This is a genomic window from Streptomyces sp. NPDC086554 (assembly GCF_040686095.1).
Lineage (GTDB): Bacteria > Actinomycetota > Actinomycetes > Streptomycetales > Streptomycetaceae > Streptomyces.
In genome coordinates this window covers 1-21,268 of record NZ_JBFBJK010000041.1, presented here as the reverse complement: position 1 = coordinate 21,268, position 21,268 = coordinate 1, and the positions used below count along the sequence as shown (strand labels likewise).

23 protein-coding genes and 1 rRNA gene are annotated in these 21,268 nt (G+C 68.9%); 17 read left to right on the top strand and 7 right to left on the bottom strand.

Translation table 11 applies throughout. The annotated features are described in order from the left end of the window. Positions 1 to 140: 140 nt before the first annotated feature. A complete protein-coding gene (locus AB0O76_RS41005) occupies positions 141 to 575 on the bottom strand; it encodes an ATP-binding protein (RefSeq protein WP_365502320.1) in 435 nt (144 codons plus the stop codon). 190 nt (positions 576 to 765) lie between these two features. Between AB0O76_RS41005 and AB0O76_RS41000 the strand changes: the two genes are divergently transcribed. From AB0O76_RS41000 to AB0O76_RS40990, 3 genes are read left to right on the top strand one after another with little or no spacing between them, the layout of a single operon-like run. After that, positions 766 to 1,617 carry a helix-turn-helix transcriptional regulator gene (locus AB0O76_RS41000; protein ID WP_365502318.1) on the top strand — a complete coding sequence of 284 codons (852 nt, stop codon included), beginning with the start codon at positions 766 to 768 and terminating at the stop codon, positions 1,615 to 1,617. Between the two features lie 18 nt (positions 1,618 to 1,635). Continuing rightward, positions 1,636 to 1,824, top strand: a complete 189-nt coding sequence (locus AB0O76_RS40995; RefSeq protein WP_365502316.1) for a DUF397 domain-containing protein — start codon at positions 1,636 to 1,638, stop codon at positions 1,822 to 1,824. A 19-nt stretch (positions 1,825 to 1,843) separates the two neighbouring features. Beyond that, complete coding sequence (locus AB0O76_RS40990; RefSeq protein ID WP_365502314.1) at positions 1,844 to 2,077, top strand: DUF397 domain-containing protein; 234 nt, start codon at positions 1,844 to 1,846, stop codon at positions 2,075 to 2,077. Between the two features lie 902 nt (positions 2,078 to 2,979). On the opposite strand, the gene AB0O76_RS40985 is transcribed toward AB0O76_RS40990, so the two are convergent. The 3 genes from AB0O76_RS40985 to AB0O76_RS40975 form a co-directional block, all read right to left on the bottom strand. Beyond that, positions 2,980 to 3,138, bottom strand: a complete 159-nt coding sequence (locus AB0O76_RS40985; RefSeq protein WP_365502312.1) for a hypothetical protein — start codon at positions 3,136 to 3,138, stop codon at positions 2,980 to 2,982. Further along, positions 3,135 to 3,446 carry a hypothetical protein gene (locus tag AB0O76_RS40980; protein ID WP_365502310.1) on the bottom strand — a complete coding sequence of 104 codons (312 nt, stop codon included), beginning with the start codon at positions 3,444 to 3,446 and terminating at the stop codon, positions 3,135 to 3,137. Before AB0O76_RS40980 ends, AB0O76_RS40985 begins: the two co-directional genes overlap by 4 nt. Positions 3,447 to 3,827: 381 nt before the next feature. Further along, positions 3,828 to 4,493, bottom strand: coding sequence for a TetR-like C-terminal domain-containing protein (locus AB0O76_RS40975; protein WP_365502308.1), 666 nt, complete (start codon positions 4,491 to 4,493; stop codon positions 3,828 to 3,830). A gap of 242 nt (positions 4,494 to 4,735) precedes the next feature. On the opposite strand from AB0O76_RS40975, the gene AB0O76_RS40970 reads away from it, so the two are divergent. Both AB0O76_RS40970 and AB0O76_RS40965 read left to right on the top strand, forming a co-directional pair. Beyond that, positions 4,736 to 5,101, top strand: coding sequence for a hypothetical protein (locus AB0O76_RS40970; RefSeq protein ID WP_365502306.1), 366 nt, complete (start codon positions 4,736 to 4,738; stop codon positions 5,099 to 5,101). Positions 5,102 to 5,383: 282 nt separating this feature from the next. Beyond that, positions 5,384 to 6,118, top strand: a complete 735-nt coding sequence (locus tag AB0O76_RS40965; RefSeq protein WP_365502304.1) for a DUF4232 domain-containing protein — start codon at positions 5,384 to 5,386, stop codon at positions 6,116 to 6,118. A 26-nt stretch (positions 6,119 to 6,144) separates the two neighbouring features. On the opposite strand, the gene AB0O76_RS40960 is transcribed toward AB0O76_RS40965, so the two are convergent. Both AB0O76_RS40960 and AB0O76_RS40955 read right to left on the bottom strand, forming a co-directional pair. Next, positions 6,145 to 6,789, bottom strand: a complete 645-nt coding sequence (locus AB0O76_RS40960; protein WP_365502302.1) for an NAD(P)-binding domain-containing protein — start codon at positions 6,787 to 6,789, stop codon at positions 6,145 to 6,147. Positions 6,790 to 6,884: 95 nt separating this feature from the next. Beyond that, the gene (locus AB0O76_RS40955; protein WP_365502300.1) at positions 6,885 to 7,658 is read right to left on the bottom strand and encodes a TetR/AcrR family transcriptional regulator; all 774 of its coding nucleotides are present in this window, start codon (positions 7,656 to 7,658) and stop codon (positions 6,885 to 6,887) included. Between the two features lie 94 nt (positions 7,659 to 7,752). Between AB0O76_RS40955 and AB0O76_RS40950 the strand changes: the two genes are divergently transcribed. The 12 genes from AB0O76_RS40950 to AB0O76_RS40895 all read left to right on the top strand — a co-directional run bounded on the left by AB0O76_RS40950 (position 7,753) and on the right by AB0O76_RS40895 (position 21,095). Next, on the top strand, positions 7,753 to 7,974 hold the full coding sequence (locus AB0O76_RS40950) for a hypothetical protein (protein WP_365502298.1): 222 nt from the start codon (positions 7,753 to 7,755) through the stop codon (positions 7,972 to 7,974). 245 nt (positions 7,975 to 8,219) lie between these two features. Further along, on the top strand, positions 8,220 to 9,767 hold the full coding sequence (locus tag AB0O76_RS40945; RefSeq protein ID WP_365502296.1) for a hypothetical protein: 1,548 nt from the start codon (positions 8,220 to 8,222) through the stop codon (positions 9,765 to 9,767). 207 nt (positions 9,768 to 9,974) lie between these two features. Then, complete coding sequence (locus tag AB0O76_RS40940) at positions 9,975 to 10,283, top strand: hypothetical protein (protein WP_160505898.1); 309 nt, start codon at positions 9,975 to 9,977, stop codon at positions 10,281 to 10,283. A 203-nt stretch (positions 10,284 to 10,486) separates the two neighbouring features. After that, positions 10,487 to 11,329 (top strand): hypothetical protein, encoded by an 843-nt coding sequence (locus tag AB0O76_RS40935; protein ID WP_365502293.1) that lies wholly within the window; start codon positions 10,487 to 10,489, stop codon positions 11,327 to 11,329. After that, a complete protein-coding gene (locus tag AB0O76_RS40930) occupies positions 11,319 to 12,698 on the top strand; it encodes a hypothetical protein (RefSeq protein ID WP_365502291.1) in 1,380 nt (459 codons plus the stop codon). Before AB0O76_RS40935 ends, AB0O76_RS40930 begins: the two co-directional genes overlap by 11 nt. Next, positions 12,695 to 14,254 (top strand): SCO6880 family protein, encoded by a 1,560-nt coding sequence (locus tag AB0O76_RS40925; RefSeq protein WP_365502289.1) that lies wholly within the window; start codon positions 12,695 to 12,697, stop codon positions 14,252 to 14,254. Before AB0O76_RS40930 ends, AB0O76_RS40925 begins: the two co-directional genes overlap by 4 nt. A 21-nt stretch (positions 14,255 to 14,275) precedes the next feature. Then, complete coding sequence (locus AB0O76_RS40920; protein ID WP_365502287.1) at positions 14,276 to 15,703, top strand: ATP-binding protein; 1,428 nt, start codon at positions 14,276 to 14,278, stop codon at positions 15,701 to 15,703. Between the two features lie 3 nt (positions 15,704 to 15,706). Next, a complete protein-coding gene (locus AB0O76_RS40915) occupies positions 15,707 to 17,287 on the top strand; it encodes a type IV secretory system conjugative DNA transfer family protein (RefSeq protein WP_365502285.1) in 1,581 nt (526 codons plus the stop codon). 105 nt (positions 17,288 to 17,392) lie between these two features. After that, a complete protein-coding gene (locus tag AB0O76_RS40910) occupies positions 17,393 to 18,337 on the top strand; it encodes an ATP-binding cassette domain-containing protein (RefSeq protein ID WP_365502283.1) in 945 nt (314 codons plus the stop codon). Then, the gene (locus AB0O76_RS40905; RefSeq protein WP_365502281.1) at positions 18,334 to 19,134 is read left to right on the top strand and encodes an ABC transporter permease; all 801 of its coding nucleotides are present in this window, start codon (positions 18,334 to 18,336) and stop codon (positions 19,132 to 19,134) included. Before AB0O76_RS40910 ends, AB0O76_RS40905 begins: the two co-directional genes overlap by 4 nt. Before the next feature lie 54 nt (positions 19,135 to 19,188). After that, entirely contained in the window at positions 19,189 to 20,427 is a 1,239-nt protein-coding gene (locus AB0O76_RS40900) for a histidine kinase (RefSeq protein ID WP_365502279.1), read from the top strand. Then, complete coding sequence (locus tag AB0O76_RS40895) at positions 20,424 to 21,095, top strand: response regulator transcription factor (protein ID WP_365502277.1); 672 nt, start codon at positions 20,424 to 20,426, stop codon at positions 21,093 to 21,095. Before AB0O76_RS40900 ends, AB0O76_RS40895 begins: the two co-directional genes overlap by 4 nt. Positions 21,096 to 21,184: 89 nt before the next feature. On the opposite strand, the gene rrf is transcribed toward AB0O76_RS40895, so the two are convergent. Beyond that, positions 21,185 to 21,268: ribosomal RNA gene (rrf, locus tag AB0O76_RS40890) — 5S ribosomal RNA — on the bottom strand; the annotation flags it as partial.

Sequence of the window (21,268 nt, the reverse complement as noted above, 5' to 3'; positions counted from 1 at the left end):
CGCACGCGGCTCGGACATCGTTCGCGGCCTCCGTCCCTCCGACGTTGTGGCTACGCGAGAGGTTCGGGTGGGAGGACCCGTGTCCCGCTCGGCTGCGCTCTCACCGTACTGCGCCGGGTCCTCCACGGCTTCACTGACATTCACCCCCGCCTGCACTCGGCCCAGAGGAGCTTGCCGCCGTACGACGGGTCGCCTGTGCCGAGCGGGTACCCGCCCCAGGCGTCAGCACAGGCCTGTACGAGCCGCAGCCCGCGCCCGCTCTCGGCTTCCACCGGGGCGGGCGGGCCGCCGGTGGTCCCGAATCCGGGCGGGATCTGCGGGTTGGAGTCCCACACGGCGACGCGGATCCCCTGCGGGGTGGCCTCGCGGAGACGGAGGGCGTAGGAGCCTTGGGTGTGGCAGTGGGCGTTGTTGAGCATCTCCGCGGCGAGGAGTTCAGCGGTGGGGGCGAGTTCGGCGAGGCCGTGGGTGGCGAGGACCGCCCTGAGCGTGGCGCGGGCGATGCCGGGGGCGCGGGGGTCGTGCGGGAGTTGGAGGGTGTAGCTCCAGGGCGGGGATACGGTTGTGGGCAGCATGGAACTCTCCGTTCAGGGGCGGTAGTTCATGGAGCCCAGTGACGTTGCCGCTCCGTCGAGCGGGGTGCTTCCGGGCGTTGGCGCCTGAACCTCAAAGTAGCGGGACTGGATATATTCTTCAGCCGAGTTGGGGCAATTTCAAAGCCAGCCACTCGTGTGAGTGACCGGCCAGCACAGAGGAGCGACAGGCATGCCCGTGAGGACCAACCCGACGGCACGCCAACTCCGCCTCGGCGCCGAGCTGCGCAGACTGCGTGAGCGGGCGGGCCTGACGTCAACGGAAGCTGCTCGGCTCCTTGGCATGAAGCAGGCCCAGGTCAGCAACATGGAGACCGGACGCCTCGGCGTGAGCGCGGAGCGCGTGCGGGCTCTCGCCTGCCAGTACGAGTGCCCGGACAAAACTCTGGTGGACGCCATCGCGGGGATGACCGGCGAACGCAAGCGTGGCTGGTGGGAGGAGTACCGGGACATCCTGCCGGCGAGACTGCTGGACCTGGCCGAACTGGAGCATCACGGCCACGAGTTGCGCACTGCGCATACGTCGGGCATCCCCGGCCTCCTCCAGACGACGGAGCACGCACGCGAGGTCTTCCGCCAGGTTGTCCCCGAACTGACGCCACCGGAGGTGGAGCACCGCACCTCATTCCGCATCAAGCGGCAGGCGGTCCTCTTCCGGCGGGACACAGTCCCGTATCGAGCGGTCATTCACGAAGCCGCACTGCACATGAGGTTCGGTGGCCGTGAGATTGCCAGGCAGCAGCTCAAGCACCTGCTCAAACTCGGCGAGCACCCGAACGTCTCCATCCTGGTCATCCCGTTCGACGCAGGCGGGTATCCAGGTGCGGGGCAGCCCATCTACTACGTCCATGGACCAGTACCGCAGCTCGACACCGTTCAGCTGGATCAGTCCCACGGAATCGTCCTATTGGACGCCGATGCGCAACTCGACAAGTACCGCACGGTACTGGACCGACTAACGGCCCTCAGCCTGATCGAGGTCGAGTCCCGCGCCCTCATCCACAGCATCATCCAAACCCTCTGAGAGGCAGATGTGTCCACCATGAGCTGGCAGAAGTCGTCGTACTGCGGCGAGGGCGAGTCCTGCGTACACGTCACCGCCGATCCCACCGGAACCGACGTCTATCTGACCGAAAGCGCCGACCCCACGGAGGCGATACTCACCGCCCGACCGGCAGCCTTCGCAGCCCTGATACGCACCCTCAACTCTCTCAACTCGTCCGGCGTTTGAGGAAAGGACCGCCCTCCCCATGCCTGAAGGCAACAACATCCCCGCAGACCTCGACTGGATCCGCGCCGCTCCCGAAGGGGAAGAAGGCCCAGGTCCCTGGATCGAGATCGCCTACGGCAAGGACGACGCCGTCTACCTACGGGAAACCAGCGACCCCGAGAACGTGGTCACCACCACCCAGAAGAAGTGGGACGCATTCGTACTGGGCGTACAGGCAGGCGAGTTCGACCACTTCGTAGAGGGCGTCGACTGACAACGGCGGGCTTTGCTGAACCGGTGGTGGTGTTCGTACCGGGGCCGCCCGGTTGTCCCGAGGTTGGCGGTTCCGGGCCGGGAGTCAAGGGCGCTCCGCTGCGCTACGCGTCGGCTGCGCCGATTCCGCTGCGCTCCACCCTTGACACCCACCCCTCCACCGCGAGAAGCAAATTGACCGGGCGGCCACGAAACGGGGCTCACGGGGACGGATCCTTGGGGCGTCCGGCTTCGCGGCCGGGTGCGGACTAGTTCGTATCAGTGCTGCCCGCTGAAGGGGTGCGCGGCCGGTCCGTGGGTCGGTGCCGGTCTCGTCAAGCGTCTACCGACCGGATCTTCCGGGGTGACCGTCACGCTTCACCGGTGCTGGGTGGGGGTGGGGGACCTACTTTGGAAAAGTAGTGTTCTGGCACAAGGGGGGCGCGCGGCACTACGAAACGCAACTTTGCCGAAGTAGGTCACCCACCCCCTCCCGACCAGCTCCCGGGGATCAACTGAATGTCGCACTTGGCGAGTTGCACTCCTGACGCCTGACGTCTGACGCCTGAGGCCCGCCCCGGAAGATCCGGTCGGCAGACGCTTGACGAAGCCGGGACCCATCCCCGAGCCGACCGCGCCCCCTCCCGGCGCCCTTTCAGCGGGCAGCGCTGCTACGAACTAGTCCGCACCCGGCAGACAAGCCGGATGGCCCAAGGACCCGTCCCCGTGAGCCCCGTTTCGTGGCCGCCCGGTCAATTCGCTTCTCGCGGTGGAGGGTTGGGTGTCAAGGGTGAAGCGAAGCGGAATCGGCGCAGCCGACGCGTAGCGCAGCGGAGCGCCCTTTACACCCGGCCCGGAACCGCCAACCTCGGGACAACCGGGCGGCCCCGGCGCCAATCAAAGCCACAGGCCCACCAAAGCCCCCTACTCCGGCTCCACAAACTCATCCGTCAGCACACACCCATCAACCAGCGCCGGCGCCGTCGACACATCCCCCCGCACCCGGAAGTTCGGGTTGCAGTTCAGCTCCAGGAGCCCCGAGGCCGAGAAGTCGCGGAGGGTTTCCCCGTCCGGTGCGATCACCGCGAAGTCCTTGCCGATGGCGAACCCGCCCTCCACGTCCGCGAGCTCGTCTCCTCGGCAAGGTCCGCCTTGTACGCCGTCTGGAACTTCTCCATGTCGCTGGTCTTGAAGACCCGGATCCAGCCGTCCGCACCGTCGTCGCAGGTCCCGCGGAACTGCACACCCCAGCTCATGTCGAACTTCTCGTCCATGGGGTAGTAGCGCTCGTCGGAAGGATCGATGCTGTACCGGTCGCACGTGGTGAAGCGCTGAAGGTACTCGCCCGCCGCCATGACGGTCTTCGCCTCCGGCAGGTTGTCCAGCATCATCTTCTGGCGGACCTCGGGCCCACCGCTGGCCCCGCCGTTACGAGCAGATCCGTCGCCGGAGTCCGAGCCCGTGTCGGCGCTGGGAGCGCTGGGAGCGCTGGGGCTGGACGCGGAGCCAGAGCCTGACGTCGCCCCGGAGGACGACCCAAAGGGCGAGGAAGACCCTGTAGTCGCCTTGTCCGCGCCGCCGTCCTCATCTCCCTCACACCCGGTGACCGTCAGAACAAGAGCCGCCGCCCCGACAACCGCCGCCAGTCTGAGACGCGTACGCATGATGGTGTGATCCGTTCCCCCGCCGAGTCGTGACGCCGGGACCCTAGAGCAACCGCACGTTCATGATCAAACCTGCTGAGCGGATCGACACCCGGCACCGGTCTCGGCTCACGCCCCGCCGAACACCCCCGCGCGGGCAGCCACGTACGCCGCCTCCGCACTCGTACGAACGAGCCGCTCGTCGATCGGGCGGCGCAGGATCAGGAGCCGGTAGTAGAACGGCGCGCTCAGGGCGGCGATGACCTCGGCCGCGTCCGTGCCGGAGGCGAGCTCGCCCCGGTCCACCGCCCGGTGCACGATCCGCGCCACGTGAACCGTACGGGCCGTGAACGCTTCGTGGACCACCTCCACGACGCCCGCGTCACGCGCGGCCGCGGCGACGATGCCCTCGATGAGGTTCCGGTTGCGCCGCGCCCCGTGGAAGTCAGCGATCGCCCGGCCGAGTTCACACAGGTCGTCCCGGAGGGACCCCGTGTCGGGGGTGGGGATCGTCGTGCTGCGCTCGGCGAGGAGATCGACGACGACGCCCTCGACGGTGCGCCAGCGGCGGCGGATGGTCGAGACGTGGACGCCGGAACGCGCGGCCAGTCTGTCCAGGGTGAGATCACCGAACTCCGCCGCGCCGAGCTCGTCGAAGGCGGCGGCCAGTACGGCCGCGCGCGTGCGGGCCGTACGCCCGCCGGGACGGGCCGAGCCGTGCGGCGGCCGCTCCGGCTTCACCGGCCCCCCGGTTTCCGGCGGCCGTTCTCGCTCCAGCGGCCCCTCGGATCTCACCGCCCGCTCCGCCTTCTCTGGTCCTCCATGGCCGCCCAATCTAATGCGCGTCCTCTGCGCATCCCATGAGCACGAGATCTTCACGGCCGCGTCCCCGTACCGGGGTGCCGTCGCATTGCATGACGTGTTCACGCCCGGATAGCGTGACGATCGACTTAATGCGCGTGACTGCGCATTAAGTAGACGAGCACGACAACAAGCAAAAGCACGAACTCGACCACGACGACAACGGGGAACCGCACATGAAGATGCGCACGTTGGCAGCGACCGGCATCGTCGGCGCCGCCCTGCTCGCCGGCCTCACCGGCGGCATCGCCACCGCCGACACCACCGGCACGACCAAGGCGGCCGCCGGCGGCTGCTCCTACGCCAAGCTGACGGCGGAGGAGAGCGTCAAGATCCGCACGAAGACCCGGCTGGACGCCACCGCCGTCGGCCTGCTCCCCAAGGGCAAGGTGGGCCGCGGCTGCGACTCCACCGACACCGGCCAGACCGGCCAGAGCTACAAGCTCTGCGGCGAGCGGGACAACAGCTGGGTGTACCTGAGCTACGCGGGGAAGAAGGGCTGGGTGCCCACCGCATGCATCAAGGAGTGGCAGGGCGCGTGACGGCGCCCACTACGTGACGGCGATCGCCGCCTCACGCCACGATGCGCCACGAGCCGCACAACGGCTCGTGGCGCATCGCCGTATTCACCGTGGCACGTCCCACTCAGCCGTTCCAGGCAAGGGCTATTTCCGCAGGTCAGACCCCCTGGAAGCATTCCAGCGTCCCGCATGAACCAAGATCCCTTGCTGGCCCGGCCGGACCCCCCCTTAGCTGTTGACCGACACCAGCACACAAGCTCGGCAGGCAGGACAAGCCGGACGAGCTCAACGGGGGGACCACCCATGAAGAAGCACACCCGCAAGACCGTCATCGCCGCCATCGGCCTCGTCGCCGCCCTCTCGCTCACCGCCTGCAACGGCGACGACAACGCGTCGGCGGACACCTCGACCAAGTCCCCCGCCGCGTCGGCGGGCACGGGCGGCGACGACAAGGGCAGCAGCACCGGCAGCAGTTCGGGAAGCAGCACCGGCGGCGGGTCAGGCGAAGCCTCGACCGGCGGTGCGGGCTCCAGCGGCGGCGAAGGCTCCACCGGCGGTGGTGAAGACGCGCAGGGGACCGCCGCCGGCACCGGCGACAACAGCGACGGCGAGATCGACATCTGTCGTACGGACGAGCTCGAAGTGAACGCCACGGACAACACCACCGACAAGACGGAAGGCGTCGTCACCGTCGTCTTCAAGAACGGCGGCGGCCGCGACTGCTCGATCAGCGGCTACGCGGGGGTCGACCTGACGGCGTCCACGGGCGACACCCTCTCCGTCGACCGGAACGGCGAGGCCCCGCACCCCGACATCCTGAAGGACGGCGAGTCCGCCGCCTTCAACATCACGTTCCCGTACAACAACACGGGCGGCTCCGGCATCCGCATCACCAACCTCGTCGTGACGCCCCCGAACGAGACGAAGCACGTCACGCTCGACTGGCCCGCGGGCACGCTCCCGGTCTCGGACGGCGAGGGCGCCGTGAAGCTGGAGATCAGCCCGGTCGGGAAGGTCAGCGACTCTCCGGCCGGCTGAACCCGGCGCCACCGCCTGGCCCGTCGCTAGGAAGCGGTCCGCTGCGGCACCACCTGGATGCCGAACTCGTACGAGCCGATCGCCACCGCGATGCCCGAGAACAGCAGCGCGAAGTGTTCCTGACCGCGCGCGGTCACGATGCCTCCCAGGTCCAACTGGGAGGCATCGGGCCATCCCAGGTCGCCGAGCAGCCCGCGGGTGACCCCCTTGGCGGCCTCGTCGTCACCGGAGAGGAAGATCGTGCTCGGACCCACCAGACTCGCCGGGTCCACCATCACGAACCGGTCCACGGTGGCGAGCGTCTTGACCACCCGCACCTCGGGGTACTCCTGCTGAATCTCCTCGCTGAGGCTGTAGTTGGGGTGGGACAGCTCCATGGTGTCGGTGAAGGTGTAGCCGACCCCGATGTCGACAAGCACCTTCCCGGCGAGAGCGGCCGCGCCGATCTCCTTCAGTACGTCCATAGAAGCCGTGCCCGGCGCGGCGTTCACCAGCACCTCGCCGTGCGCGGCCGCCGCACCGAGCCCGGCGAGGGTGAACCCCTTCAGCTCCTCGGCCTCTCCCCGCTCCTTGGGGTTTCGCGACCCCAACACGACGTCATGTCCCGCGGCACTCCAGCCAGTCGCCACCGCGCGCGCCACATTTCCCGTTCCAAGCAGTCCAATTCGCATGTCCAGGACGCTAATTGGGCCTGCCCGCAAGGGAATCGGGCGCGAGCCCCAAGCCCGCTCGTCCCGACGACGTACTCCAGAAGCCCGAGCCACGGCTAGGCCGCCGGGCTGAAGATCTTCGTCAAGTGATAGTCGAGCGTGGCGCGTACGTCATCCAGCGTGCGGCGCTCGTGCAGTACGTCCCCGCCCAGTCCGACCGCCGCCGCCACCAGCAGGTCCGCCTCCCGGTGGGCGTCCAGGCCGGGGGCCGTCTGGCCGTTCGTCTGGGCCATGGCGATGAAGCCGGCGATCAGGTCCTCCAGGGGATGCTCGTCGCTCAGGAAGACCGCCGCGATGGCCGGGTCGGTGAGGCTGCGGGCGTAGTACGCGGAGAACACCCGCAACGCCATGGTCCGTTGGGCGTCCAGGGGCAGGAACTCGTCGAGCATCGCGCTCAGGACCCCGCGCAGGTTCGCGGGGTCGAAGTGGACGCGGGTCCTGGCCAGGCGTTCGTTCTCGCGGTGGAGCAGGTGCAGGGCGGTGACCAGGAGCTGGTGCTTGCTGCCGAAGTGGTACTGGACGACACGGAGCGACACCCCGGCCTCCGCCGCGATCTCCCGCATGCTCGCCGCGTCCAGACCCCGCTCGGCGGCGATGCGCCACACCGCCTCGGCGATCTGGCGGCGCCGCTTGCGCGACTGCGCGCTCGTCACCGTGTCCGCGGGGAGGGCGGCCTCGGGGGCGGGGGTCAGCTTCCGGCGTCGGTAGGCCCTCGCCTGGCAGCTGCGGGAGCAGTAGAGGGCGGGGCGGCCGCGCTTACCCGCCGTGCTCATTTCCGCACGGCAGACCGTGCAGCGGGCCGTCTCCCGAACATTCTTTTCGTCACGCACGCCACCCACTATAGAACTTAGAATGTGTGACGTAATAGAGAGAATTCCCAATGGAGGGAAGGGAATCGCTTGCCGGCGCTGATACGTTCGTAACGTGAAGTACGACATCCTGCAGATCCTCGGCGCGGTCCTGATGTGCTTCTCCGCGCAAGGGGGCATCCGAATCCTCCTCGACCACGACTACACCGGTTTTCTGGGCTGGCTCCCCGGCGGCTTCCCCACCCTCCTGGCCGCATACGTCATTGCCCTGACCCTCGGCGTTCTCCTCACCGGCTGGTCCCACACCCAGGCGAAAGCACTCGGCCGCCGCAGTTGACGCGTGTCCAACTTTCCCCGATCGTAGGGGAATTGGGCGCAAATCAACGCGCTGCATGCACCGGCTGGGGGGAGCCGCAAATGCAACCTGGGGACCCGCACGACTCGGTACCGGGCGCCAATCAGGGGGATCAGAGGGAAGCGTCTCAAGGCGGCCAGAGCGGGCCGAGCGGCCCGAGCGGCCAAGGCGGTCAGTTCGGGCCGCCGCCGCCCGTCATTCCACCGCCGCCCTCCGCCCCACCCACCGTGGGGCCACCCCCGGCCGGTCCGCCCTCTCCACCCCCTCCACCCCCTGATGCCCTCCAAGCCCTCTCCACCGCCCTGCTCAACCTCACCGGCCTCGGCCTCGGCTACGTCCTGCTCAAGCGGTGGCTCCCGGCCGCCCTCTGCTGGGCCGCGACCGCCGGGCTGCTCTTCGCGGCGCTGCCCGCCGACGTGGGCGGCGTGCCCGGCGGCGTACTCATCGGCTATGTGGCCTTCCTGGTCCTGGCCGCCGCCGACGGGGCACGCCGCGCCCTGCGCACCGGGACCGCCTGGCCGCTGCGCGCCCCCGTCGCCGTCGGGCTCGGCCTCGTACTGCTCGCCGTGCCTGCCGGCGGCGTCATCGCGTACGACGGCGCGCGCGACGACGCCATCGAGGAGATGCTGCTCGAGCGGCTCGAGAAGGCCGACAGGATCGTGACGGCCGCCGACGGCCGCTCCTTCGACTCCGCCAAGGACGACTACCGCTCCGCCCTCGCCGTCTACCGCGACCTCGGCGACGACCACCCGGGCTCGAAGGCCGCCGACCGCGTGCCGGACAGCCTGAAGACGTACTACGAGTCCGTCGCGACCCCGTACGAGGAGCGCAAGTACTGCGACGCCCTCGAACCCCTCAAATACCTCCGCACCCTCCCCGACGATCTCGGCAAGGACCGCCTCGGCTCCCTCGCCGCCTGGCCCGACGACCGCCTCGCCACGTCGCTGTACGAATGCGGCACCCAAGGCCTCGGGACGGCCGCGGGCGGCAGCGGTCAGTTCGGTGAACTGCTGCGTACGTTCCCCGACTCCGACCAGGCCGGGAAGGTCGAGCCCGCCATCCGTGACGCCATCGATGAACGGTCGTCCGATCTGAAGGGCGCCGACCCCTGCAAGGCCACGGACGAGCTCCGCAACATCGGCTCCACCGCGAAGGCCCTCCCGGACGACGCGGGCGACGGGCTCTCCGGTGACGCCGAGAGCGCGGTGGAGTCCGGGGCGTACGCCTGCGGGGTCGACGAGTTCAAGGACGGCAAGTTCGCCGCGTCCGCCAAGACGCTCAACGACTTCGCCGACACCTACCGGGGCAACGGCAAACGCGACCGCGCCCAGCAGATCGCCATTGCCGCAGAGATCGCCGCCGCCCGCCCCCAGGCAGGACGGAGCCTGCCGCCCACGAAGTCGCCGGGCGGCGCGAAACTGGAGTACGTCGTCGAGAACGGCGGCCCCGGCCCGCTCGAGGTCCTCTACACCGGGCCCACCACCGGCACCCTCAAGCTCACGGCGTGCGGCAACTGCAAGACGTACACGAGCAAGGCACAGGGCAAGAAGGCCTGCCTCGCGGGCAAGGGCTACCCGAAGAAGACCCTGCGGCTGCCTGCCGGCGAGTACCACTTCCTCTACAAGCGCGGCGCGAGCAGCGCGGGAAGCGTCCGCAACAACACCGAGGGGAGCCAGGTCAGGCCCGGCTACCGCTACACCGACTGCTCGTACGTCGTGACGGGCGGCGGGCTCGGCGACCTTGACGACCTGGATGACCTCGACCGGCTTACGTGAAGCATGATGTGAGACCTGGTCAGAGGGCACGCCGGGCCCTCATTGCCCGGCGTCACCCAGCGTGATACACAGAGTGATCATGCGTTTCAGCCAACGAATGACGCCAAGTCGACATGCACTGGCCCGTTTGTCGGCGAGAATGAGCTGTCCTCTGTACTGCGGTAGGCAGAGGTGACAGAACAACCCACTAGGGGCGGTGAGTTACACATGCTTATGGCAGCCGAAAAGGGCGACATCACCACCATCATCGGCGGGATCGCCCCCGACTGGGGTCCCTTCGGGAGCCTGGGCAACGAGGCACGGGTGATGATCGAGGTCGTGATGGCGATCGCCATCCTCCTCTGTCTCGGCATTGCGATCTGGGGCGCGGCCAAGCAGCGCATCGGCGCGACGGCTCTGCGCGACACCTTCAGCGCCGAGCAGGGCAAGGGCCTGATCATCGCGGGCCTGACCGGCGTCTTCATCATCGGCTCGCTCGGCACGGTCTTCACCATCGTGTACGGGATGGCGGTCTAGCCGCCTCGTCCCCTCCCCCACGTCCCCCGCTTGCTCTCCCTGTCCCCCTCCCCCTGTCCCCCTCCACACCACCCATCCGTCGTGCCCACCGGCTGAGGTTGCAACTCCCTGATGTCGAGTCACCACACCGCGCCCGCGCGGGAACCAGCACGGCTACCGTCGTACGTGGCGGTTCACCGAGAGGTTGAGGGGGCGTACGCGGCATGAGTCCCGACGAGCGGAACGATGGCCTCTTCGGCGGATCGGGCGAGACGCGGACGCGGCTCCCCGAGGGCGAGGGAGGCGGCCAGGACGTCTATGGGGGAGCGCGCAGATCCAGCCGTTCTTCACGGTCTTCGTCGCGGAGTCTCGTGACGGTGGTGGGTGTGGTGGTCCTGCTGATCGCGGCGATCGCTTTCGCGAACCGGGGCGGGGACGATTCCTCTTCCGGGGACGGGGACGGTCAGAAGGCGGGGGCTGCGCCCACCGCCCCTTCCGGGGAGAAGCCCGTCGACGGCAAGACGTCGGGAATTGCTTCAGGGTTCGCGAAGAGCGAGCAGGGTGCGCAGTCCGCTGCCGCGAACTATGTGGTGCCGCTCGGTTCGGCCGAGATGTTCAGCAAGCCCAGGCGCGACGAGATCCTCCGGGCAGTCATGGCACCGTCCAGCGTGAACAGGTTCGAGGCGCAGCTCGACAAGGCGTACACCGCTGCGTTCTTCAAGAACGTGGGCCTGAACGACGACGGCACGACGCCGAACGGCTACCAGTTCGTCTCCCGCACGAGCCCGATCGGCACCAAGGTCACCAGCTACTCGGGTGACCAGGCGACCGTGGAGGTCTGGTGCAGCGGCCTGCTCGGACTCGCTGGGGAGCAGTCCACCAAGCCCGTGACCAACAGCTGGTTCACGATCACCATGAAGCTGGCGTGGACTAACGGCGACTGGAAGGCCACCACGCACACCCAGAAGGACGGCCCCGCGCCTGTCCCCGGCGACGACCGAGCCTCCGGCTCTGATGAGATCTCGAAGGCAGTAGAAGGGTACGGAGGGTTCACCTATGCCCGGTAGCCGTCACGTACTCAAGCTCACCACTGCTGTCGCTGTCGTACAGACCACGGCGGTCCTCTTCGCGACGCGGGCCTTCGCCGCTCCGGAGCCCAAGGACGACGCTTGTGATCTCATCCACGGCCCAGCGAAAAAGTACTGCGAAAAAGGCCAAGACGGCGGCAGCTCCGGCGGCGACGGCAAGTACCCCACCGACGACCCCCTGAACTCCACCGCCGACCCCCTCTCCTCCCTGGCAAAGGGCTGCGCCGAAGCCGCCTCCTGGACCGTCGACAAGCTGTCATCCGCCGTGAAGGAGACCGCCGAGGTCGACTTCACGAACCCCACCTTCCTCAAGCAGTACGCGGTCGTCTTCGCCGCGTCGACCATCCTGACCCTGCTCCTCTGGCTCCTCGCCGTCGCCAAACGCGCAGTGAGAGGCGTCCCCCTCACCACCGCGCTCTCCGAAGCCATCGGGTTCCTCTGGCTGACGGTCCTCGCCTCCGCCTTCACGCCGCTGATCCTCTACACCGTCGTATCCGCGACCGACGGCGTCACGGACGTCATCGCGAAGGCGACGGGCGGTCAGACGGACACGTTCTTCGGGACGTTCTCCGGTGCGCTGAAGAAGGGCGAGGACATCGGCGGCGGGCCGATCATGCTGATCGTCGTCTCGCTCGTGTCGATCCTCGCCGCCGGTGTGCTGTGGCTGGAGCTCGTCATTCGGGCCGCCCTGCTCTACGTAGGAGCGCTGCTCGGCACCGTCGTATATGCGGGGCTCGTCGACAAGAACCTGTGGACGCACGTCCGGCGCTGGGCCGGGATCATGATCGCGGTGATCCTCGTCAAACCCATCATCGTCATCGTGCTCGGCCTCGCGGGCGCGCTCTCCGCCGATGACGGGCCCGACTCCTTCTCGGCCGTCGTGTCCGGGCTCTCGATCATCCTGCTCGCCATCTTCGCGAGCGCCATGATCTACCGCTTCGTGCCGGGCTTCGGCGATGAAATCGCCAACTCCCGTAACAACCGGATCATGCGCGGCGCCGAGAACAAGGCCGCGGCCGTCATCAGCTCCCCCGCGTCCCTCGTCTCCCAGGGCATCAAGACCCACAGCTCCCGGGGCAACGGCGGCGGCGGAGGCGGCGGTCAGGCGCGGCCCGCCAACGCGGCGAGCGGCGGAATGGCCGCCCACAGCAGCCGCCCCTCCGGAGGCGGAGGCGGCGGAGGCAGCGGAGGCGGCGGAGGCTCATCGAACGGCGGCGGATCTGTCCCCTCCGCCGCACCCGCGCCGCGCAGCAACAGCGCGACCAGCACGCCGCACGCGCGCAACCGCGGCTCAGGCAACACCGGAAACGGCTCAGGCAACAAACGCACGGGAGGTGAAGGGCGTTGACGACCCAGTCCCACGTGTCGCAACCGGTCGCGCCCCGCCGCACATATCTGATCGGCCGCGCACGGCCGAACGCGATCGTCGGCAAGAACCGGGAGACCGGAGAGATCGCGCTGATCATCGCGGGAGCGTTTCTCGGGATGATGTGCGGGCTCCTCGTCCCTGTCCTCTCCCTGCGCATCGTGCTGCTCATGGGCTTCCCGATGCTGGCCATCGCCGCGGTGTACGTCCCGTACAAGGGCCGGACCTTCTTCAAGTGGTTCGAGATCAACCGGAGTTACAAGAGGTCGCTGAAGCGCGGGACCGCCTACCGCTCCGCCGCCCCCGAAGCGGGCGTCCGCTTCGACGGCAAGGAGGTCGAGGTCGGCCCGCCGCCCGGCATCGGCCGTATCAGCTGGCTCGCCGCGCCCTTCGGCCCGGATGAGATCGCCGTGCTGCTGCACGCCGACCGGCGGACCGTCACCGCCGCCATCGAGATCGAGGGTCCTGGCGTCGGGCTCCGGGACTCCGAGGACCAGGAAGCGCTCGTCGACCGCTTCGGGACGCTGCTCAAGCATGTCGCCAATGGTGATGGGTTTGTGACGCGGCTTCAGATGCTTGCCCGCACCCTTCCCGCCGACCCGGACGCGCACGCCAAGGACGTCAGCATGCGCGGCGACGACCGGGCGCTGCCCTGGCTGCAGCAGTCGTACGAACAGCTCCAGTCGATGGTGTCCACCAGCAGCGAGCAGCACCGCGCCTATCTCGTGGCCTGCATGCACTACTCGCGCGACCTCGCCGGCGAGGCGCAGGCCATGGCGCGCGCGGCACGGCCGCACGGCACACGGAAGCTCGACAAGGACGCCGGACTCGCCGTCGTCATGGCGCGCGAGCTGACCGACATCTGCTCGCGGCTCCAGGAAGCCGACATCCGGGTCAGGCAGCCGCTGGGCCAGGGGCGGCTTTCGTCCCTCGTGCACTCGATGTACGACCCGGACCACCCCATAGACCACATCCAGGCCATGACGAAGCGGAACGCCTGGCCCGCCGAGCTCGACGCCATGGAGCCCACCTACCTCCAGGCCAAGACCCGCGAGTCCTCATCCCGCGCGCCCTGGTGCCACGCCACGGCCTGGGTGAAGGAGTGGCCGATGACGCCCGTCGGCGTCAACTTCCTCGCCCCGCTGCTCGTCCACACCCCGGACGTCATCAGGACGGTGGCCGTGACGATGGACCTCGAACCCACCGAGGTCGCCATCGAACGCATGCTGACGGAGAAGACCAACGACGAGGCGGAGGCCAGCCGCCAGGCCAAGCTGAACCGCACGGTCGACCCGCGCGACATCGCCTCGCACTCCCGCCTCGACCAGCGCGGCGAGGACCTGGCGAGCGGCGCGGCCGGGGTCAACCTCGTCGGCTACATCACCGTCTCCTCCCGCTCCCCCGAAGCCCTCGCCCGCGACAAGCGCACCATCCGGGCCTCGGCCGGGAAGTCGTATCTGAAGCTGGAGTGGTGCGACCGCGAGCACCACAGGGCCTTCGTCAATACGCTGCCGTTCGCGACCGGCATCCGACGCTAGACGCAGAGGCAGGCTGTTGAGATGCGGGATCCGCTGACCGTCCTCACGGACGCCTTCACGTCCTTCCTCTTCGGGAAGGTCGAGACGACCAGGCTGCCGGTCCGTACGTCGACGGGGCAGGCCCAGGCGGTCTATCTGCCGACGGCCGCGCCGGGCCTCGGCGACTCGGGCGTGATCATCGGGCGCGAGGTGTACTCCGGCAAGGGCTACATCTACGACCCCTTCCAGCTGTACGGGCAGCAGCTGCCGGCGCCGCACTGGCTGGTGCTCGGCGAGTCCGGCAACGGCAAGTCGGCCCTGGAGAAGACGTACGTACTACGTCAGTTGCGCTTCAAGGACCGGCAGGTCGTCGTCCTGGACGCACAGGGCGAGGACGGCGTCGGCGAGTGGAACCTCATCGCCCAGGAGCTGGGGATAACTCCCATCCGGCTCGACCCGACGGCCGCCCTGGACATGGGCATCCGGCTGAATCCGCTGGACCCGGCCATCACGACCACCGGGCAGCTCGCGCTGCTCCGGACCATCATCGAGGTCGCGATGGGGCACGGCCTCGACGAGCGCTCGGGCTTCGCCCTGAAGGTCGCGCACGCGTACGTGAACGAGACGATCGTCGAGCGGCAGCCGGTCCTGACGGACATCGTGGAGCAGCTTCGCCACCCGGAGCCGGAGTCCGCGGAAGCGATGAACGTCGCCATAGACGACGTGCGGGCATGGGGTCTGGATGTGGCGCTGGTCCTGGACCGCCTTGTCGACGGTGACCTTCGCGGCATGTTCGACGGCCCGACGACTGTCGGCATCGATCTGGACGCGCCCCTCATCGTCTTCGACCTCTCCCACATCGACCGGAACTCGATCGCGATGCCGATCCTGATGGCGATCGTGGGCGTCTGGCTGGAGCACACGTGGATCCGCCCGGACAGGAAGAAGCGCATCTTCCTGGTCGAGGAGGCCTGGCACATCATCAACTCCCCCTTCGTGGCGCAGCTGTTCCAGCGTCTGCTGAAGTTCGGCCGACGGCTCGGTCTTTCCTTCGTGGCGGTGGTCCACCACTTGTCCGACGTGGTCGACGGGGCGGCGGCCAAGGAGGCGGCCGCGATCCTGAAGATGGCGTCGACGAGGACGATCTACGCCCAGAAGGCGGACGAGGCGAGGGCGACGGGGCGGGTGCTCGGGCTGCCGCGGTGGGCCGTGGAGATCATTCCGACCTTGACGCCGGGCATCGCGGTGTGGGACGTGAACGGCAACGTGCAGGTGGTCAAGCACCTCATCACGGATACGGAACGGCCGCTGGTCTTCACCGACCGGGCCATGACGGAATCCTCGGCGGACCTCACGGATCTCCCGGACGACGATCCGCTGCGGGCCGCCGAACTGGAGGCGGAGGAGCGGGCGGCGTACATGGAGCAGCAGATGAACGATCCGTCGTCGTCGCGTTCCGGGGTGGCGTGAGCGATGCCGTACCGGGACCGGGAGTACCGGGACTCCGAGCCCGAGTACCGGGAGCGGGGCGGGCGCCGCGAGTCGCGGGAACGCGGCATCCCCGACGGACTGTTGGTGGGCGGCCTGGCGTTCGTCCTCGGCATGACGGTGCTCACCTGGTCGGCGACGGGCCTCGCGGGCTGGTTCACGCATGGCTCCTGGCCGAGTGCGGTGACGTTCGGTCAGACGCCGCCAGCCATGCGCCACTTGATCCAGCAGCCACATGACGTGGCGGGCGCGTGGCCCCGGACTCCGGCCGACCAGCTCTCGGGGTACGGCCTCTTCTGGGGCCTGCTGATCGGCCAGCTGATGGTGCTGGTGGTCTTGACGGTCTTCGTCATGGGAACGTTCGCGCGGTGGAGGGCGGTACGGAGGGCACGGCGGATGCCGGTTGCTCAGGCGGCTGCTGCTCAGGCTGCTGCCGCTCCCGCTGTGGGCAGGCGTTCCGCACGGCGGAACGGGTGGGCACAGCCCACAGCGCCGGGCGCCGATGAACAGGGCGTCGAGCAGGACACGGGGGACAGCACCTCACCGCCGGGCACCGATGACACTGGCGTCGAGCAGGACACGGGGGACGGCATTTCACCCCCGAGCACCGAGCCACCCACGGTCCCAACACCCCGTAGCCCCTTGGTACTCGGCCCCGCCGAAACCCGCCGCGCCCACGCGATCCAGGCAATCCGAGACGCCGAGGCCGCAGCCTTGGTCATCACCTCGGACCCCACCCTCTGGGAAGAGACAAAAGACGCCCGAGCCAAACTCGGCCCCGTCCTCGTCTACGACCCCACCCACCTCTGCGACACCCCCGCAAGACTCCACTGGTCCCCGACCAGAAACTGCGAGGACAAGACAACGGCGGCCCACCGAGCCACCGCCCTGCTGGCCGCCATAAGGCCAAGCGCCAAGCTCGACGCAGCCGTCGCGGACACGGCGGAAACCCTCCTCCGCAGCTTCCTGCACGCCGCCGCAGTGGACAACCGCCCCATCAAGCACGTCCACCGCTGGTCCCAGGGCACGCACGTACAAGAGGCGGTACGGATCCTCCGTACGCACCAGAAGGCCGCCTCCGGCTCCGCGGGCGAACTGGAGGCGGCGCTCACGGCGTACCCGGAACGTCGCGACATGGCCCAGGAGTTGACCGCCCGGGCTCTCTCCGCCCTCTTCACGGTCAACATCCGCGAAGCCTGCACCCCAAACCGAACTGATGCCCTCACACTGGATTCCTTCGTGGATGAAGGGGGCACGCTTTTCGTGGTGGGTGAAGCCATCGAAGACCCCAAGTCACCCCAGGGACCTGGCGCAATGCCGCTTCTCACGGCACTCGCCGCAAGCGTGGTCGAGCACGGCCGGCGCATGGCCGAACGGTCATCCTCCGGTCGGCTCGACCCACCAATGACACTGGTCCTCGACGATGTCGCGGCGGTGGCCCCGCTGCCCCAACTGCCGGACCTGCTCGCGAACGGGGCCGACCAGGGCCTCCCGACCCTGGCCCTGCTCCGCTCACAGGAACAGGGCAGATCCCGCTGGCCGGACCGCCAACTGCCGGGCGTCTAGGAGCTCCCCCTCAGGGTCCCCGTCGTACCCGGGTACTACCCCGCGCCGCCACTTCCCGCCCCCGGTCCGACGATCCGCGCCGCCGCGAGCAGCAGCATCGTAGACATGATTCGGGCATACGGACTGACCAAACACTACGGCGGCAAGCCCGCAAAGAAGGCTGTCGACGACCTCAGCTTCGAGGTGCTCCCGGGCACCGTCACCGGCTTCCTCGGGCCCAATGGCGCGGGGAAATCCACCACCATGCGGATGCTCCTCGGCCTCGACGCACCCACCCGCGGCCGCTCCACCATCGGCGACCGCGCCTACGCCACGCACCCCGCGCCCCTGCACGAAGTCGGCGCGCTGCTCGAGGCCCGCTCCGTCCACCCGGGCCGCTCCGCGTACAACCACCTCATGGCGCTCGCCCACACCCACTCCATCCCGAAGAGCCGCGTCGACGCCGTCCTCGACCTGGCCGGCATCCACGATGTCGCCCGCAAGCGCGTCAAGGGCTTCTCGCTCGGCATGGGCCAGCGCCTCGGCATCGCGGCCGCCCTGCTCGGCGACCCGGCCACGGTCATCCTCGACGAGCCGGTCAACGGCCTCGACCCCGAGGGCGTCCTCTGGATCCGCAACCTCCTCAAGTCCCTTGCCGCAGAAGGCCGTACGGTCCTCGTCTCCTCGCACCTCATGAGCGAGATGGCGCTGACCGCCGAGCACCTGGTCATCATCGGCCGCGGCAGGCTCCTCGCCGACACCACCGTCGAACGCTTCGTACGCGAGTCGGGCTCCGGTGCGGTGAAGGTCGTGACCCCCGAGGCGGGTCTCCTGAGCGAGCTGCTCGCAGGACCCGACGTGGAGATCACCGCCGACGCCCCCGGCACCCTCGACGTGCGCGGCGCGGACGCCGAGCACATCGGCCGCACCGCCGCGGCCCACGGCATCCCCCTCTTCGAACTCACCCCGCACACCGCCTCGCTGGAGCAGGCGTTCATGGACCTCACCCGGGACTCGGTCGAGTACGTCGCCTCGACGCCGCTCCCCCAGCCAGAAGGAGCAGCGGCATGAGCACCAGCACCCTCAAGCACCACCCCACGGCCCCCGCGCGCTACCGCCTCACCACCAAAGGCGTACTGCGCTCCGAATGGCACAAGCTGTGGACGCTCCGCTCCACCTGGATCACGCTGCTCACGGCAGCCGCTCTGGTGCTCGCCGTCGGCATCACGATGGGCGTCACCTACGACGGGGACGACGCCGACGTCGATACGGTCGTCTTCACCCTCTTCGGCACCCAGCTCTCCCAGATCTGCCTGGCCGTCCTCGGCATCCTCGTCACCGCGGGCGAGTACTCGACCGGCATGATCCGCGCGTCGCTCACCGCCGTCCCGCACCGCCTGCCCGTCCTGTGGTCCAAGGCCGGCATCTTCACCACCATCGCCTTCACGATGTGCCTCGTGACCAACGTCGTCACGTTCCTCGCCGCCCAGATCTGGCTCTCCGGCAGCGACAAGGAGCTGTCCCTGACGGACTCCGGCGTCCTGGGCGCCCTCGCGACCAGCGCCGCGGGCATCACCCTCCTGAGCCTCATCGCGCTCGGCCTCGGCGCCCTGCTCCGCTCGGTGCCCGGTGCCATCGGCGCGTTCGTCGGCTCGGTCCTGATCCTGCCCGAGGTCCTGACGATGCTGCCCTTCAGCGCCGTGGACACCGCCGTCAAGTACTTCCCCGCCCAGGCGGCGAGCTCGCTCGGCTCGGTGGCCCGGGTGGAGAACACCATCGCCCCGGGCACGGCCCTGTTCACCCTCGCCCTGTGGGCGGCCGTCATCATGGCGGCGGCGTCGGTGCTCCTCAAGCGTCGCGACGTATGACATCCCCATGACGTACGACATCCCCCTGAGGAATCTCTGTACGAGGATGAGGCCGTGACCGAGCCGCTGCCCATCACCCAGTTCCTCCAGCGTTCGACCCAGCGGGTGCGCGCCTTCGACAGGCGCCGCCCGCTCGTCTGGGACCTGCTGGTCACCGGCTTCTTCGTGGTCGCCGCCCTCGTCGACGCCAACGGCGGCTGGCGCAACATCGCGCCCAACACGGACGTACCCGGCTGGCTGATCTTCCTGATGAGCGTGGGCCTCTCGGTCCCGTTGCTGTGGCGCCGCCGCCACCCCATGACGGTCCTCGCGGTCATGACGGCGACGGGCGTGGTCAGCAGCTGGAGCGGCGCCATGCTCCAGGCCGCCCTCATCCAGATGATCGTCCTGTTCAACATCGCGATGCGGCTGCCCCTGAAGACGCTCGGCTGGGCGGGCCTCATGATGACGATCCCGCTCGTCGTCGGCACCATCCGGTACCCGAAGGGCAGTTGGGACCAGCAGATCATCCCGAACGTATGGGCGTACGCCCTCGTCGCGCTCTTCGGCATCGCGGTGCGCTCCCGCCAGGACTACACCCAGGCCCTCGTCGAACGCGCCCAGCAGCTGGAGGTCGAGCGCGACCAGCAGGCCCAGCTCGCCACGGCCGCCGAACGCACCCGTATCGCCCGTGAGATGCACGACATCATCGGCCACAACCTCTCCGTCATCACCGGCCTCGCGGACGGCGGTTCATACGCCGCCGCCAAGTCCCCCGAACGCGCCGCCCAGGCCCTCCAAGCCATCGGCACCACAAGCCGCCAGGCCCTCTCCGAACTCCGCCGCCTCCTCGACGTCCTGCGCGACGACGCCCCCGCCACGGCCGAGCGCTCCCCGCAGCCCGCCCTGACCGACCTGGACCAACTCATCGACGGCGTACGGGCCGCGGGCCTCCCCGTCCGCAGCACGGTCCGCGGTCGCCCGGACTCGGTCCCCGCGGGCCGCCAACTCACCCTCTACCGCGTGGTCCAGGAAGCCCTGACGAACACCCTCAAGCACGGGGGCCCGGACGCCACGGCGACCGTGGACGTCAGCTACACCGCGGATGGCGTGACGGTCGACGTCACGGACACCGGGGTCGGCGGCGTCGGCGTCGGCGTCGGAAAAACCCTCGGCAGCGGCCGCGGGCTGACCGGAATGCGCGAGCGAACTTCCCTGTACGACGGCACACTTGAGGCCGGACCACTCCCCCATCCACCCGGCGGCTGGCGGGTCCACCTCCATCTTCCCAAGGACAGCGAGACGACAACGTGACGACCGTGCTCATCGTCGACGACCAGCCCATGCAGCGCTTCGGCTTCCGCATGCTCCTGGAGAGCCAGGACGACATGACGGTGGCGGGCGAGGCCGGCAACGGCAGCGAGGCGATCCGCATGACGGCCGAGCACCACCCGGACGTCGTCCTGATGGACATCCGCATGCCCGGCCTGGACGGCATCGAGGCCACGCGCCGCATCGTCGCTTCGGGCGACCGCACCCGCGTACTGATCCTCACGACGTTCGACCTCGACGAGTACGCCTACGAAGGTCTGCGCGCGGGCGCCTCCGGCTTCCTCATCAAGGACGCCCTGCCCGAGGAACTCCTCTCCGGAATCCGCGCCGTCGCATCGGGCGACGCGGTGGTCGCCCCGAGCCTGACCCGCCGCCTCCTCGACACCTACGCGGACCACCTCCCGACGGCCGGCTCGGCCCCCGCCGCCCCGGCGGCACACCCACGTCTGTCCTCTCTCACGGACCGCGAACGCGAAATCCTGACGGTCATCGGCCAGGGCTGGACGAATGCGGAGATCGCGACGCGTCTGCACCTCGCGGAATCCACGGTGAAGACGCACGTGGGCCGCATCCTCGCCAAGACCGGGGCGAGGGACAGGGTGCAGGCGGTAATTCTGGCGTACGACACGAAATTGGTGAGGCCGTTGTGAGGGGGAAATTCCGTGGTGACGGGGAAGTACCCCTGAAACGCAGAAAACCCCCGCACCGTATCCCGGTGCGGGGGTTTCCTCTACAAATAGTTCGGCGGCGTCCTACTCTCCCACAGGGTCCCCCCTGCAGTACCATCGGCGCTGTGAGGCTTAGCTTCCGGGTTCGGAATGTA

Excerpts from the sequence above, each read along its gene's own strand:
- AB0O76_RS41005 (WP_365502320.1), bottom strand. The coding sequence starts at position 575 with ATGCTGCCCACAACCGTATCCCCGCCCTGGAGCTACACCCTCCAACTC.
- AB0O76_RS41000 (WP_365502318.1), top strand. The coding sequence starts at position 766 with ATGCCCGTGAGGACCAACCCGACGGCACGCCAACTCCGCCTCGGCGCC.
- AB0O76_RS40995 (WP_365502316.1), top strand. The coding sequence starts at position 1,636 with ATGAGCTGGCAGAAGTCGTCGTACTGCGGCGAGGGCGAGTCCTGCGTA.
- AB0O76_RS40990 (WP_365502314.1), top strand. The coding sequence starts at position 1,844 with ATGCCTGAAGGCAACAACATCCCCGCAGACCTCGACTGGATCCGCGCC.
- AB0O76_RS40980 (WP_365502310.1), bottom strand. The coding sequence starts at position 3,446 with ATGATGCTGGACAACCTGCCGGAGGCGAAGACCGTCATGGCGGCGGGC.
- AB0O76_RS40970 (WP_365502306.1), top strand. The coding sequence starts at position 4,736 with ATGAAGATGCGCACGTTGGCAGCGACCGGCATCGTCGGCGCCGCCCTG.
- AB0O76_RS40965 (WP_365502304.1), top strand. The coding sequence starts at position 5,384 with ATGAAGAAGCACACCCGCAAGACCGTCATCGCCGCCATCGGCCTCGTC.
- AB0O76_RS40960 (WP_365502302.1), bottom strand. The coding sequence starts at position 6,789 with ATGCGAATTGGACTGCTTGGAACGGGAAATGTGGCGCGCGCGGTGGCG.
- AB0O76_RS40940 (WP_160505898.1), top strand. The coding sequence starts at position 9,975 with ATGCTTATGGCAGCCGAAAAGGGCGACATCACCACCATCATCGGCGGG.
- AB0O76_RS40935 (WP_365502293.1), top strand. The coding sequence starts at position 10,487 with ATGAGTCCCGACGAGCGGAACGATGGCCTCTTCGGCGGATCGGGCGAG.
- AB0O76_RS40930 (WP_365502291.1), top strand. The coding sequence starts at position 11,319 with ATGCCCGGTAGCCGTCACGTACTCAAGCTCACCACTGCTGTCGCTGTC.
- AB0O76_RS40920 (WP_365502287.1), top strand. The coding sequence starts at position 14,276 with ATGCGGGATCCGCTGACCGTCCTCACGGACGCCTTCACGTCCTTCCTC.
- AB0O76_RS40915 (WP_365502285.1), top strand. The coding sequence starts at position 15,707 with ATGCCGTACCGGGACCGGGAGTACCGGGACTCCGAGCCCGAGTACCGG.
- AB0O76_RS40910 (WP_365502283.1), top strand. The coding sequence starts at position 17,393 with ATGATTCGGGCATACGGACTGACCAAACACTACGGCGGCAAGCCCGCA.
- AB0O76_RS40905 (WP_365502281.1), top strand. The coding sequence starts at position 18,334 with ATGAGCACCAGCACCCTCAAGCACCACCCCACGGCCCCCGCGCGCTAC.